Origin of the sequence: Marinicrinis lubricantis, assembly GCF_042658665.1 — a bacterium.
Classification (GTDB): domain Bacteria; phylum Bacillota; class Bacilli; order Paenibacillales; family KCTC-33676; genus Marinicrinis; species Marinicrinis lubricantis.
This window is the reverse complement of record NZ_JBHSQV010000028.1, coordinates 24355-38001: the sequence shown is the minus strand read 5'-3', so window position 1 is coordinate 38001 and position 13647 is coordinate 24355. Positions and strand designations below refer to the sequence as shown.

Sequence of the window (13647 nt, the reverse complement as noted above, 5' to 3'; positions counted from 1 at the left end):
GCAGAAAGTACAGCTCAAGCTAGCACATCCAAGCATGGTTTACACCGTACTTCAGGAATGCCCGAAGCGATTACTTTCGTTCAGTAAGAGTTTTTAATGACGCGGATCCTAGACCTAGGGCGGGTTCAAATCACGGGCTGGGGTCCGTATTCATTTATTTTCACGTATCATACACTATCTTAAAGTAGCCATGGATAATAGACCGTCAGGAACGTTTTCAAATCTTCGTATCAGCATGGTGTACATCATGGGTTATATATGGTTTATAATATCCCTTAGAACTAAGTCCTTTAGTCTAAGGGTGTTTTTGTAACACAGTCTATCTTGGTTCATGGAACTAGAGGTTAAATTGGAAATTGGGGTATTTCACACATGGGCATGAAGCTAACAGACCGTACAGAAGCATGGTATTCAATGGCTGAACAGAGAGCCGCACAATATTTTGCTGTACTTCAAGAGCAGGTCACAGGGAAGACCTATCTCCCAAAGCTGCTCGAAGATATTCAACAGTGGAAAAGAAAGCATATGCATCATGGTTCATGGCTCTCCTTCTTTTCCCGGAGAAAGGAAGCCCCTGATGCATCGGATTATTATAAGTATATAGGTTGGCTGAAGTATACCGGCAAGCTGGATGACTACTTGGAACGAAGCATATCGTACCTTTATTTGAGGGATTTAGGCCAAGACCTGCGTTCCCCCCATACACAGATCCGAATGAAGAGAATGATGGGGGATATGAAAAAACTTCTCATTCGGCCGGATCAATCCAGCGGCGGGAGTGGACCGGAGTTTCTGAGCCTGGCTGCCCTATACAGGTGGGCGCAGAGTGAAGGGGTGGAGAAGGACGCGATTTGGGTCATTCATAAGCTGCAGCGGGTCAACGCTCATATTCCGAGCGGAATGAATGGGGCGGAAGCGCAGAGAAAGCTGATCAAAATTATTGCCGGCGTGGTTCTGCACGTTGTAGATGAGATGGATGACAATGTATCGCATGAGATACGTGCCCGCAGACTTGGCGAAGCGATCCGTTTAGGATATTACTACGGTCTGACCTATCCGTTTATTGACGATCTTCTGGATTCGAACGTACTGGATCCGAAGGAAAAGGAAGCTTACTCCGAGCTGATTCGTACCGTACTGGTCCAGGGGACGGTACCCGAATTTGGCCATTGGAACGGAAATCATGCGGAGATGATTCAGTTTGTATACCATGAGCTGGGGGAAGCTTATGAGTACATTAAGAATTATCAGAGCTTGGAAACACAGCTGACCTTTTTCGAGCAATCCTATGTTTTCTTTCATTCGCAGGACGTGGATCGATTCAAGGATCTAAATAACCCGAACTACACGAATGATGAGCTCTACTTGCCGATTATCATTAAGTCTTCTTCCTCGCGGCTGATTGTCCGGTCTGTCATTCGTGCCAATAAGAATGAAGGCTTCGATCAGCGGGTGTTTTATTTTGGATTATATAATCAGCTGGCCGATGATTTTGCCGATCTGTTTGAAGATATGAAGGATGGAGCGGTAACGCCGTATACGTATTACTGGACATACCGTAACGAACGCCCAGATTTGATCAACCCTTTCGAATTGTACTGGGCCGTGATCGGACATTTGATCTATCATGTCTATCAATCGGATGCGGAAATCCGTGAGATTATGCTGGGTCGTGCTGCGAACGGGCTGAAACGTTTGAAAAAGCGGTTAGGGGCGGAAAAGTTCAATGAGATGATGGAGGTCTTTTCAGTCGGCAGCCCGGAATTGAATGGGCTGATCGAACAAATGGCTCATAAAGCAGAGAATGTGGATTTCTTCGATAAACTGCTTCGCGATCAGCTGCTGATCTCGATGCAAAAACAGCGTGAAGAGAAGCAGCAGTTTGAACGGATCGTTCAAAACGCGCGGGAAGAAATCAATCAGCTGCTGGAGATTCAAAAGCCTGAACATATGCCTTCTATGAAAGAGTTGCTGATCGATACGGCGAATTACAGTCTCGCCGGAAGCGGGAAGCGAATTCGACCCGTGCTCGCTTGGATCATGGGGGTAAGCGGATATGGGCTGCAGGCTTCATCACTTACTCCGCTGTTTCGAACGCTGGAATATATGCATACGGCGTCCCTCATCTTTGATGACCTGCCTTCACAGGATAATTCATCCTTTCGCAGAGGACGACCTACGCTTCATCAGGTGCATGACAGTGCGATTGCAGAACTAACAGGGCTTTATCTGATCCAAAAGGCCATGGAAGAATTGGCGTCTATTCAAGGCTTTGATCGAGGAGCGGTTCTTGAACTATTGCGCTACACGTCACAAAAGGCGGGAGAAATATGTATGGGGCAGGCCATGGATTTGCAGTCCAAGGGCAAAGTGATGACGCCTGAGCAGTTGAACATGCTTTGCTATTACAAAACCGGAATTGCCTTTGAGGTTTCCTTGGTGGCTCCCGCCATTCTTGCCCAGGTGAAAGAGTCGGAAATAGCGGTATTGAAAAAAATTGCCTACCATGCCGGAATTGCCTTTCAGATCAAAGACGATCTGCTGGATGCGGACGGAGATCTACAATTGCTCGGTAAACCGGCGGGCAAAGACGTGGAGAATAATCATTCCACCTTTGTGACGGTACTCGGTCAGGAAGGTGCCAGTATGGCGATGTGGGAGCATTACTGCCTTGCCATGGAGGCACTGAAGGAGCTGCCTCGTGAAGTTGGCTTTTTGAAGCACATACTCAGTTATTTGATCATTCGGGAAAATTAATAAGCTGCTGGGAAATGCCTCAGCGGAAAGACAACATCCCCTCACTGCAGAAAGTCTAGGGACTTTATTTTGCGGGAGGGGATTTTTCTTATTGGAGACGGCGGCAGATTGGAGCCGCTACAGAGAAATCTGCTTTGTCCATGCCTCTTCATTCAATTCATTATTTATCGCTGCTGCGGCAATGGATCCTAAGGAAGCGGCCGTTATGGCCTGATGAAAATGCGTAACGCTATCGCCAGCGCTGAATACGCCGGGTACGCTGGTTTTGCCGAATAAATCGACGTCGATGGTCCCGGATTCTGTCATTTGGCAGCCGATGGCCTGCGGCAGATCCGATCCGATAGTAAGCTTCGGTCTAAAAAATATGCCTCTGCATGAAATAGGAGTACCATCATCGAGCAGGATTTGCTGGACGATCCCTCCCTTCGATTGGATCGATTGAATCGGTGAATCATATACGGGGATCTGATGCTGTTTCAGTTCCTCACGCTGTGGTTCCGTCATTTCATCCGGTCCATTCGTACAGATCGTGAACTGCTTCGTCCACCCCGATATGATTTTGGCCATATGCAGTGCGTCCGCTCCTTTGTAGATTAAGACCAGGTGCTGATCCTGAAGCTCCCACCCGTCACAGTACGGACAGACGAAGGCACTTGAGCCATATACCTCCGTAAGTCCCGGAATATCCAGTGGAAAATCCTTCATGCCAACGGCAAAGAGCACTTTTTTACTTTGGTAAGTCTGCCCCTGTGATGTCTTGATGTGAAATTGTCCATTCGTACCTGAAATCGCGGTCGCTGTATCCTCAGTGAACGAGACGGAAGGGTATAAGGAAATTTGCTCCTTTGCAATACGCTTTAGTTCACTGGGATGAATTCGATCCCTTGTCAGGAAGCCGTGTGCTTCGTGCGTGACTCGGTTGCGCGGATGTCCTTCATCGATCACGATTACATTTTTTCTTGCTCTGCCTAATACAAGCGCTGCATTCATGCCTGCCGGCCCTCCGCCGATAATGACACAATCGTAAGACATTGGAATGCTCCCTTCATTTGTAAAAGTAAGTTTATATTAAAGATATTATAGACTTTCAATATCCTTAATGATGCCGAAAGAACAGACGGAACGTCATTCCGTCTTCAGCTGAGGAACTAGATCTGCTAATTTTTTGTTCTGCAAATATTGCTCCATGTGATGCTCTGCGTCTAAGACCACCTTTTGAATTAAGCATTCGCTTTCATGCTCTAAGCTGCATTCGAACAAGGAAGCATTCCCTTCAATGGCTTGAATAACATCAAGAAAGGAGATTTCCTCCTGCTTCCGTCTAAGGCGATAACCGCCACCTGAGCCGGGAACGGATTGAATTAATCCGGCCTTTACCAGCTTCGTCATCATCTTGGACAGGTAGGTTGGCGAAACCCCCAGCTTCTCTGCCAATAATTGCACCCCAACAGGCTTATCAGGCACCGCTGATATTAGATAGAGCATCGCATGAAGCGCATAGTCGGTTGCCTGGGAATATTTCATGCTGTACCTCCATTAAAGACTTTATGGGTCTATAATAGATTTAATTCGTCAAAAATGCAAGGGGGATTTTCGTCTCTCTGGAGGTTATGCATCATTTGTCAAATTTGCGCGCAGCCGTTTGCTTTAGGTGTGCTAATCCCTTACGGCGTTAATGTTCTGAAGTGGTGAGAATAGCAATTCATGATCGTATTTCTTGGATAGCCGAACCTCCGTATTCAAGGTATACTAAAAATATGAGTAAACTCATTTATTGGAGCGAATGGATCCATGCGTGAAATGCGTCTGAAGCGGAGAAAGCATGAACGAAGTGTTGCAAATATAGGAGTAAACTCATAGTTCGATGGAAACGGAGCTGATTCTGTATATGAAACGCGAAGTCCGTATTGAATGGGAGTATGATGGAAAGCCGGATTTCTCTTCGGGAACGGGAGCTTATGCTTCCGAAAAAGCACTGGGACTGTTGTCCGCTCTCGTTGTTCCACTGATCCTACTGTATGTCCTGTGGCAAAAAGATCCAGGCTGGAGTGTAGTGGAGTGGATCGTCGCGATGGTGATTGCACTCGATATAAGTGGAGGACTGGTATCCAATGCATTAAATTCATGCAAAAGGTTCTACCATACGCCCCCGAAACGGGAGGAAGGCAAGCTCGGCGTGTGGCTGAAGCATCCCGTCCTGTTCACGGTATGCCATGTTCACCCGATCATCGTCTACTGGGTGTTCGATGACAAGAATTGGCTGCTTGGCTTGCTGTGGTACGGGCTGTTATTAGGTTCTGCAGCAATGGTGTTATCCGTCCCTCTGTATTTGCGGCGTCCTGTTTCCATGCTCCTCATCATGATTTGTATACTGACGAATTTTTACGGGATCGAACCGGTCCCCCTCTTTGAGTGGCTCATGCCACTGCTATTTATAAAAATCGTTTATGGACATCTTGTTCGGGAAGAGCCTTACCGGAAATGAGCAGTTTCATTGCGATCGCTTTAAAAATGAGTGTACTATAACAATAAATGGATGATTTCAAGCGGATAGCAGGTGAAGCGATTGGGATGGCGTGAACAGAAGAAAGAAGAGACGAGAAGAACGTTATTGAATAAAGCAGCGGAATTGTTTGGGACGAAGGGATATCAAGCCGTGACGACAGCCGAAATTGCACGCGCCGCCGGGATCGCAGAAGGAACCTTGTTTAACTATTTTCGGGGAAAAGGGGAGCTGTTTATCGCAGCGATGATGCCGGAGTCGTCCATTGAAGAACCGCCGGAAATACAGATAGAAGAGATCAGTCCATCTGATTTGGCCGCTGTGATGGTGGAATTGCTCGATCGGCAGCTCTCTTCACTCATGCAAGTGAATAAGCGGCTGCTGCAGGATTATTTCTCCATTGTCTATGGAGGAGGCCTTGCGGAAGGGGCAGAGGCACGGGCTAGCCTGCTTACAGCGGATGAACGCATGCTTTCCCTCATCAGCCGTTTCCTCGTCCAACAGAAAGAAAGGCATCCTGCACCATTTGCGAATTTCGATGTGGATGTGGCCGCGTCATGCATCTTCGGCTGTACAGTGACGTTATTGAATCAATATGTAATTGCAGAGGACTGGACCTACGAACAGCTTAAACAATCCTTATATGATCAAATCTTATTTGTGTTGACGGGGCATGTAAAATCATGGAACGAAGAAGGGAGTGGTCAGGATGAACTTTGATATGGGAGAAGCTGCCGAGGTGCTGCAGCGAACGCCTTACAGTCTTAAAGCTTTATTATCGGGTCTATCTGAAAGCTGGCTCCATTGCAACGAGGGCGAAGGAACATGGACCGCAGCTGAGGTGATCGATCATCTGATAGAGTCTGAGCGAACGAATTGGATACCGAGACTGGAAATGATTCTTCGAGAAGGGGAGAAGAGGCCGTTTCCGATATTCGATCGTTTTACACACTTGCAGCATGCGCCCGATGTATCGATGGATCAAAAACTTAAGGATTTCATTAGGTTTCGCACTGAAAATATAGCTAAGCTGAAGCAGCTGATTGATCCGGCCCTGCACTTGGAATTAACGGGAGTTCATCCCGCATTTGGAGTCGTAAAGCTGAGGGAATTGCTTTCCGCATGGGTCGTCCATGATTTTACGCATATGGCTCAAATCGTTCGCGTAATGGCCAAGCGCTATACAGAGGACACGGGGCCTTGGATTGAATACTTAAGTATATTGAAAAAGTAAAAGCTGCACGGAGGCAGCTGATGGAATAACAGGAGCTCTGGAACGTATTCCAGAGCTCCTGTTGTTTAACAAACAAAATCGAAGTCATGATCTTGGACGATGTGAGTAAGCAATTCATACAGCTGCTCCCGCTGGCTTGCCGGAAGATGCGCAAGCAGCTTCTCGGAGATGTCCTGCTGAATCGCTTTCACCTTTTCCATCTGACACTTGGCTGTATCCGTCAACAGAAGAAGGGTAGCTCTGCGGTCCTCCGGATCCGGCCGTCTCACAATAAGTCCGTCCCGCTCGAGTGCATCGACAAAATCCGTAACGGTCCTCGGTTTAATCCCAAGCTTATGTGCCAATTCGTTCATACGGATTTGCTCAGCTTGCCATACGGTCAGCAGCAGTCGAAGGCGCGGACCGGATAGATGAAAGGGCAGCTCTAATGCTGATAATTGGTTTTCATAGGCTTGCTGTACAAAATGCGTCGTTCGCAGCAGCATTTGGATGATTTCCGCAGCCTGCGGCTGTTTCGGTGGGACGGTCGTCATGAGTTACATGCTCCTCCTTGACAGGCACAATTTTGCAGAGTAAACTCTTAAAGAGTATACTCACTATATTATATCTTAGTAAATTGTTTTTATGAACATTTTACTATTTGCACTAAATAAAAACAAAGAGAAAAGATGGAGGGAATCATCATGAGTACTGTTTTATTTGTTAAAGCGAATAACCGTCCGATGGAGCAGGCGGTTAGCGTGAAATTGTATGAGGCGTTCTTGGGAAGCTATAAGGAAAGTCATCCGGAAGACACCATTATCGAATTGGATTTATTCCAAGTGGAACTTCCTTATATGAATGCAGACCTCATTAATGGGAAATTCAAAGCCGGCCGCGGCATGGAATTGACTCCAGAGGAAGCAGCAGCATTTGAAATTTCCAGCAAATACTTGAATCAGTTTTTAGCTGCGGATAAAGTGGTTTTTGCGTTCCCATTGTGGAACATGACCATTCCTGCTGTGCTGCACACCTATATTGACTATATCTATGAAGCAGGAAAAACGTTCAAATACACGGAACAAGGACCAGTAGGCTTGATTCCGGACAAGAAAATCGCTCTGCTTAATGCAAGAGGCGGGGTTTATTCCGAAGGACCGGCTGCCGCTGCTGAAATGTCCTTGAATTTTGTTCGCAACATTATGATGTTCTTCGGCGTAACGGACATCACGACGGTCGTGGTTGAAGGTCATAATCAAATGCCGGATCAGGCGGAAGCGATTATTGGACAAGGTATTGAGAACGCGAAGAAAGCGGCAGTAAGCTTCTAATTGGCAGACAAGCTTAACTTTGTGTAAAGTAAGAAGAGGCGGATCTTCCCTGGCGTACTCCGGGAGATGCCGCCTTTATACATAAGTAATGGTTAACTGCTTTTCTCCATGACAGCAAAGTAATTTTCTTCATCATCCGCAAAGTTAAATACTTTTCCAGAAGACAACCTTTTACTCCTTTGTTGGAAAAGTCGTTGTATAGTTCATCTAGATTGTTTGTGAAAAACATTAATGAGGGTGTGCCGAGATTTAGATCTGTTTCCATCTTCGCCACGAATTCCTTATTGTGCAGAATGATGCTTGTTTCCGCGCCGCTCGATGGAGCAATTTCAATCCATCTCATTCCTTGGCCGTTATCTTCCTCCGCAATGACTCGAAACCCTGCTTTTTCCGTCCAAAATTTCACTGCTTGATCTTGATCATTGACATACAGCATAATTTGACCGACTTGAGAGTAATCTTCGAATTATTCTTCCTGTATTCACATCATTTGCTTGAATTTTAGCATAAAAAATGGAATATATTTCTTTTGAATTTTGATTTAATGATTATATATATCATAAAACAAGGCATTAGAGCATGATTATATTAGGCATATATTGAATATGACGGAGAAGAAGGGATGGTATGATAGTAGAAGAGATGTTATCGTATGGAATAAAAAGGGGGAGATGTGGTGGAGCCAGTGAAAAGGAAGATTCCTGCCGCAGCGGTGCGGGCAACAGCATCTGGAGTTATTTTTATGGCTTTGTTCGGCAGTATTTGGGCATACACAGGAACGATGGGCTTACAAGGGTGGAATACACCATGGCTGCTTGTTGCAGCAGCTGTCATAGGACTTGCGCTAATTGCTGGTGCGATTGCATTAATCCGTGCTTCAAAAGCATTACAGCATGATCTTCCGCAGCAAGCTGCAGGTTACCGAAAACGTATACTTTTCTGGTTCAATGTCATTTTCGCCGCAGAAGGTTTAGCTATCGCCGCCACGGTGATGGCTTGTATCGCTGCCGAGCGTACCGATTGGATACCTATCTTCATCGCAATCATTGTTGGCATTCATTTTTTCCCGCTCGCTTCTCTTTTTCGAGTGGACATCTACCATTACACGGGTGCATTGCTCTGTGTGCTTGCCTTGATCACATGGCTGGCTGTGCCGGCTGAATTGAAGATTGGCGATCAAGAAATAATGGCCTATATGACTTTTGTCGGCTTTGGATCTGCTCTGATTTTGTGGGCAACCGCCCTCGTGATATGGAATGTGGGGAGAAGATTACTGCGTGATGGCCGGAAACAACAGTAATTTAATGTCTTCTTAAATGAATCGAAACCGTTTGAAGAACTGCTCTTCATAAGAGCAAGTTACGTATGTCGGGACGGGAGGATTTTGGTGATGGATGCGAAATTGAACATTTTAAAAAAATATAATATAAGCGAATTAAATATGTTGGGCATGGGTATGGAAGCGGAGGTGTATGCTTACGGAACTGACCGTGTTCTGAAAATATATAATGGTTTAACCAATACGCGTAAGCAGGAAACCTTAAAAGCATTTTACGACGCTCTTCGAAGGGAGGAAGCCGGCCCAGAACTTCCGCGCACATATTCGATCTTACAAGAAGAGGGCCGAGTCGTCACGATGGAGAAGCGGATCTCCGGCAAAAGCCTGCAGGATGCTCTACCGGCAATGACTAGGGAACAACAAGAAGCAGCCATGAAACATTATCTGATGGCACAACTTCAGCTGCAGAAGATCACCATATTTCCTCCACTTGAAGGGTATAAGCTGTTCAGCGATAACAAGCTGTCCACAACACGCCAGAAGGATTGGTATCACTTTCTTAAGCAATACATCATGATCAAGCATGAAGAAGCGGGATTCTATTTCGCAAGAGATGTGGAGCAGTATGAAGAGAAGCTGCAGCGATTGCTCAGTCTGCTTTCATCCGATTATGATGGGCCATATTCGTTGATTCATGGAGACTATTATCCGGGGAACGTGCTAGTGGATGATGAAGGTAAAGTGACCGGCGTGATCGATTTCGGCATTATGACGATGTACGGTGATCCTTTATTCGACATTGCTTGCGGCTGGCTCTATTTTGATATGTATAACGTACTAGAGGCTAATCTGACGGAAAGATACTTGAACGTAATAATGAATACGTTAGGAGAGGGAGTAAGAGGGAGGCTGTACCTTTACGTCTTGGTGAACAGCATCTTAACGGCGAATCTGTATTCCCAGCAGTGTAATGATGGGCACTATCTGTGGTGTGTAGGCCATTTAAACAATCCTCGCTACCTAGATGGAATGGCGAACTTTCGATAGATCATCATGTAAATCTAATCACAGATATCGGACACTTCCATTTATCTAAATGTAAGTGTTTTTTTATTCATTTTTTGAAAATATAAGCTGCAACTTGAAAGATGATGCTATACTAATATCTGTATATGAAGCAAGCTGCGAATTTTCTACAATTGATTAGGCTGGATACGACAATGCTTCTAAGGGAGTCTGGAAATGAGAAAGAGTAAAACCTTCTATAACATTTTTATTCCTATTCTAATCCTTGGGCTGGGATTAGTCGCGAGCTTTGGAAGCTATATTTACTATTCGACGACGCATTCGGTTGCGGACAGTGTCAGTGAAAGTCAGCAGAGCTTAATTACCCAAATTCGAAACACGATGGAGCAAAAAATACAGACGATTGAATACGCTTTCGATACTTACAGTACAACGAAGTCGTTCAGTGATGTCATCGGGCATCCTTTGACAGAACAGGACTTCGAGACGTATCGGGAATTGAATACACAGCTCAATTATATTGCCACCATGGGGCTGGAAGGGGTGCAGTATTCCTTAATCAGCCTCGATCAAAATTGGGAAATTACGAACGGAACGTTGACCCGATTAACCGAAGAAGAAAAGCAAATGCTTTATCAGGAATATATCGATGCGTCAGGCCGTGAGCTTTTTTGGGTGAAAATGGATGACGGCATACGAATGGTGCAAACGCTTCCGGTTTATTCGAAGAATAAACAAGCGATAGCCTTGTCCGATATTTCGCTCCATACCTTAAACCGTACACTTCAGGTGAAGCCGGGTACATCGGTCTACATCATCAATAAGCAGGGAGAATTGCTCTATGCCGCTGACGGTGAGGGACAAGCATTATCGAAGCAGCATATGGATGAACTCACCGCAAAGGCCGCCGATTTGCCGGAGAGCGGGGAAATTTCGATAGGCAAGGATGATGAAGCTGTTACCGCTTTGTATTCGAAATCATCCTACAATAATTGGTTGTATGTGACGGTGCTGGACGAAGGGAAAGTCAGCGAAGCGTTGACGACGACACGGATCGGTCTGATCGTGATGGCCGCTTTCATCATGCTCCTGATCGTTATTATGGCGTATTTCTTATCCGTCCATCTGGCGAAGCCGATTCGTAAAATTCAGAACAGTCTTGCTAAAGGTGCCGATCCGAAGCCGCGAGATGAAGTGAATTGGATTATCCAATCGATTGATTCGATCATGACAGAGAAGGAAAATCTAGAGAATCTCATCGAAGCGGAGAAGCCGAAGCTGGAAACTCAGTTTGTGCTGAATTTGCTGCACAGCCGGCTTAATCGAGCAGAAGTCCAAAGAAGCATGGAACGCTTTGGTTACCGAATTGATCCAAGTGCTTTGTTCGTCACGATGCTCATTCAATTGGACAGCTACGGTGATAAGCAGCCATCAGATAAGGATGTATTGCTGCTGACGATTAACAAAATGATGCAGGAAATCGTGCCAGCCTCTGCACGCATGCTTCCTGTTGTGCTGAACGAACGGACGCAAGCTACGCTTCTCATCTTTGAACAGGATAACGAAAATGAAATCCGCAAGCAGATACTGAATTATGGCAAGGCGATCATCAGGTCAGCCAGAGAGTATTTGAAATGCTCTGTCAGCATAGGGATCAGCAATCCGTACGAAGATATTATGAACAGCAAAAAGGCTTTTGAGATGAGCTTGGAGGCGCTGCATCAGCGGCTGAATTTAGGCAAGGAATCGATCATTTTCTTTGATGACATTTCAACCGTTATCGCAGGACCGACGATGCTGCATTACCCATCGGATCTGGAGGCGCAGCTGTTTGACGCGATTCGGCTTGGAGATGAGCAGGAGGTGTCGCGCTATCTGTATCCGCTGCTCGCCGAGATGATGAAGCACAGCAAGAAACCGATGGATCTTGAAGCGACGTTAATTCGCTTCGTTAATAACTTGATCCAACTGGAACAGCTGATTGGGGCAGAGGTGCTGCTGACACAAGACAATGCGGATTTATACCACAGGCTGCTCGACACACGCAATCCGGAAGAAATTGAACGCATCCTGATTCAAGAGGTTATTGAGCCGATGGTTCGGATGATGAAGGAAAAGACGAATCAGCAGTTCCGATCGATCGCCGATAAAATCGCAACCATTGTCCGCACAGAGTACGATCAGGATTTATCGCTGGATGTGATCAGCGAGCGGCTGCATTACAGTCCGAACTATTTGAGCAGCATTTTTAAGAAGGAGTACGGTACGACGTTCAGTGAATATGTGATGACCTATCGTCTTGAAATCGCGAAGAAATGGCTGATCGAAACAGATATGACGATCAAGGATATCGCGGAGCGTCTGCGATATCAGAATCCGCAGAACTTTATTCGATCGTTCCGAAAAAAAGAGCATGTTACGCCAGGCGCTTATCGAAAAATGAAGGTGGAGCTGTAAAACAAAAAAAGAAGTTCTGGATGATGCACGAGATGTGCACACCAGAACTTCTTTTCATTTCGCCAGGAATTGTTGCTCCCGCCCAATTAACCTTTCACCGCACCGAGCAAAGCACCCTTCGTAAAATGCTTTTGTACGAATGGATAAGCAATCAGCATTGGAACCGTCGCCACGACGATAACCACCATCTTGATCGTCTGTGCCGGAGGGATAATATCGACGGAAGAGTTATCTCCCTGCATGCCGCTGGAGACGAGCACGATTTGGCGCAGCAGGATTTGCAGCGGCCATTTCTCCGAATCGGTAAGGTAAAGAATAGCGCTCGTATACGTGTTCCAGTACGTGACGCCATAGAACAGCGAGATCGTCGCAACCGATGGGAGCGAGAGCGGGAGCATAATTTTCCAAAGAATACGGAAATCGTTCGCCCCATCGATCTTCGCGGATTCTTCCAGACTCTCCGGCAGCGCTTGGAAGAAGTTTCGCATGATGATCAGGTTAAAGGCATTGATCGCTGTCGGGATAATGAGTGACCAATAGGAATCGATGAGTCCGACGGATTTAACGATGAGGAACGTCGGAATCATGCCGCCGCTGAACAGCATCGAGAACACGATAATGAAGTTGATAAAGGTTCTTCCGAACAAATATTTACGGGACAAGGCATAGGCCATTAATATCGTAAGCGCCATACTGACGAAGGTACCTACCAGCGTCGTACCAATCGATACGGCAAGTCCTTTGAACAGCGTCGGCGTAGAGAAGATAAATGTGTAGGCGTCTAGTGAAAAGGTCGTTGGAAAAAGCAAAAATTTCTTCTCGACAACCTCCTGCGTGGATGCGAATGAAGTGGAGATGACATTCACGAAGGGCAGGAGACACGCCAATGCGAAAAGCAGAAGAAGTGTATAGTTTACTACATTAAATAGACGGCTTCCGAAAGATTCTCTTTTTAGTGCGGATCTAGTCATTTCGAGTACAGCCTCCTCAGGTACATTAATATGTAATCACCTTACCAAGCCAACCATCATTCCGTATATAATCATGTTTTACGACGTTCCAAATGGAATCGGCCGGAGTG

Annotated in this window: 12 protein-coding genes and 1 pseudogene; 8 read left to right on the top strand and 5 right to left on the bottom strand. The window is 46.0% G+C overall.

The features are described 5' to 3' along the window. The first annotated feature begins 372 nt into the window (after positions 1–372). A complete protein-coding gene (locus ACFPXP_RS04005; RefSeq protein WP_379892603.1) occupies positions 373–2757 on the top strand; it encodes a polyprenyl synthetase family protein in 2385 nt (794 codons plus the stop codon). A gap of 117 nt (positions 2758–2874) precedes the next feature. On the opposite strand, the gene ACFPXP_RS04000 is transcribed toward ACFPXP_RS04005, so the two are convergent. Together ACFPXP_RS04000 and ACFPXP_RS03995 are read right to left on the bottom strand one after the other, a co-directional pair. Further along, positions 2875–3789 carry an NAD(P)/FAD-dependent oxidoreductase gene (locus ACFPXP_RS04000; protein WP_379892601.1) on the bottom strand — a complete coding sequence of 305 codons (915 nt, stop codon included), beginning with the start codon at positions 3787–3789 and terminating at the stop codon, positions 2875–2877. 93 nt (positions 3790–3882) lie between these two features. Continuing rightward, entirely contained in the window at positions 3883–4281 is a 399-nt protein-coding gene (locus tag ACFPXP_RS03995; protein ID WP_379892599.1) for an RrF2 family transcriptional regulator, read from the bottom strand. A 340-nt stretch (positions 4282–4621) separates the two neighbouring features. On the opposite strand from ACFPXP_RS03995, the gene ACFPXP_RS03990 reads away from it, so the two are divergent. The 3 genes from ACFPXP_RS03990 to ACFPXP_RS03980 all read left to right on the top strand — a co-directional run bounded on the left by ACFPXP_RS03990 (position 4622) and on the right by ACFPXP_RS03980 (position 6494). Next, positions 4622–5242: a hypothetical protein gene (locus tag ACFPXP_RS03990; protein WP_379892597.1), complete on the top strand. Its 621-nt coding sequence runs from the start codon at positions 4622–4624 to the stop codon at positions 5240–5242. 81 nt (positions 5243–5323) lie between these two features. Then, positions 5324–5980, top strand: a complete 657-nt coding sequence (locus ACFPXP_RS03985; RefSeq protein WP_379892595.1) for a TetR/AcrR family transcriptional regulator — start codon at positions 5324–5326, stop codon at positions 5978–5980. Then, complete coding sequence (locus ACFPXP_RS03980) at positions 5970–6494, top strand: DinB family protein (protein WP_379892593.1); 525 nt, start codon at positions 5970–5972, stop codon at positions 6492–6494. Before ACFPXP_RS03985 ends, ACFPXP_RS03980 begins: the two co-directional genes overlap by 11 nt. A gap of 65 nt (positions 6495–6559) precedes the next feature. Here the strand turns inward: ACFPXP_RS03980 and ACFPXP_RS03975 are convergent, their stop codons facing one another. Beyond that, the gene (locus ACFPXP_RS03975; RefSeq protein ID WP_379892591.1) at positions 6560–7027 is read right to left on the bottom strand and encodes a MarR family winged helix-turn-helix transcriptional regulator; all 468 of its coding nucleotides are present in this window, start codon (positions 7025–7027) and stop codon (positions 6560–6562) included. A gap of 150 nt (positions 7028–7177) precedes the next feature. Here ACFPXP_RS03975 and ACFPXP_RS03970 point away from each other — a divergent pair, with 150 nt between their 5' ends. Next, positions 7178–7804, top strand: a complete 627-nt coding sequence (locus ACFPXP_RS03970; RefSeq protein ID WP_379892589.1) for an FMN-dependent NADH-azoreductase — start codon at positions 7178–7180, stop codon at positions 7802–7804. Positions 7805–7896: 92 nt separating this feature from the next. Here the strand turns inward: ACFPXP_RS03970 and ACFPXP_RS03965 are convergent. Next, positions 7897–8240, bottom strand: a pseudogene (locus ACFPXP_RS03965) (VOC family protein). A 240-nt stretch (positions 8241–8480) separates the two neighbouring features. On the opposite strand from ACFPXP_RS03965, the gene ACFPXP_RS03960 reads away from it, so the two are divergent. The 3 genes from ACFPXP_RS03960 to ACFPXP_RS03950 all read left to right on the top strand — a co-directional run bounded on the left by ACFPXP_RS03960 (position 8481) and on the right by ACFPXP_RS03950 (position 12566). Further along, positions 8481–9104 carry a hypothetical protein gene (locus ACFPXP_RS03960; RefSeq protein ID WP_379892587.1) on the top strand — a complete coding sequence of 208 codons (624 nt, stop codon included), beginning with the start codon at positions 8481–8483 and terminating at the stop codon, positions 9102–9104. 90 nt (positions 9105–9194) lie between these two features. Continuing rightward, positions 9195–10130 carry an aminoglycoside phosphotransferase family protein gene (locus tag ACFPXP_RS03955; RefSeq protein WP_379892585.1) on the top strand — a complete coding sequence of 312 codons (936 nt, stop codon included), beginning with the start codon at positions 9195–9197 and terminating at the stop codon, positions 10128–10130. Between the two features lie 195 nt (positions 10131–10325). Then, the gene (locus ACFPXP_RS03950; RefSeq protein WP_379892583.1) at positions 10326–12566 is read left to right on the top strand and encodes an AraC family transcriptional regulator; all 2241 of its coding nucleotides are present in this window, start codon (positions 10326–10328) and stop codon (positions 12564–12566) included. A gap of 86 nt (positions 12567–12652) precedes the next feature. Here ACFPXP_RS03950 and ACFPXP_RS03945 read toward each other — a convergent pair whose 3' ends face one another. After that, the gene (locus ACFPXP_RS03945) at positions 12653–13537 is read right to left on the bottom strand and encodes a carbohydrate ABC transporter permease (protein WP_379892581.1); all 885 of its coding nucleotides are present in this window, start codon (positions 13535–13537) and stop codon (positions 12653–12655) included. Positions 13538–13647 lie beyond the last annotated feature (110 nt).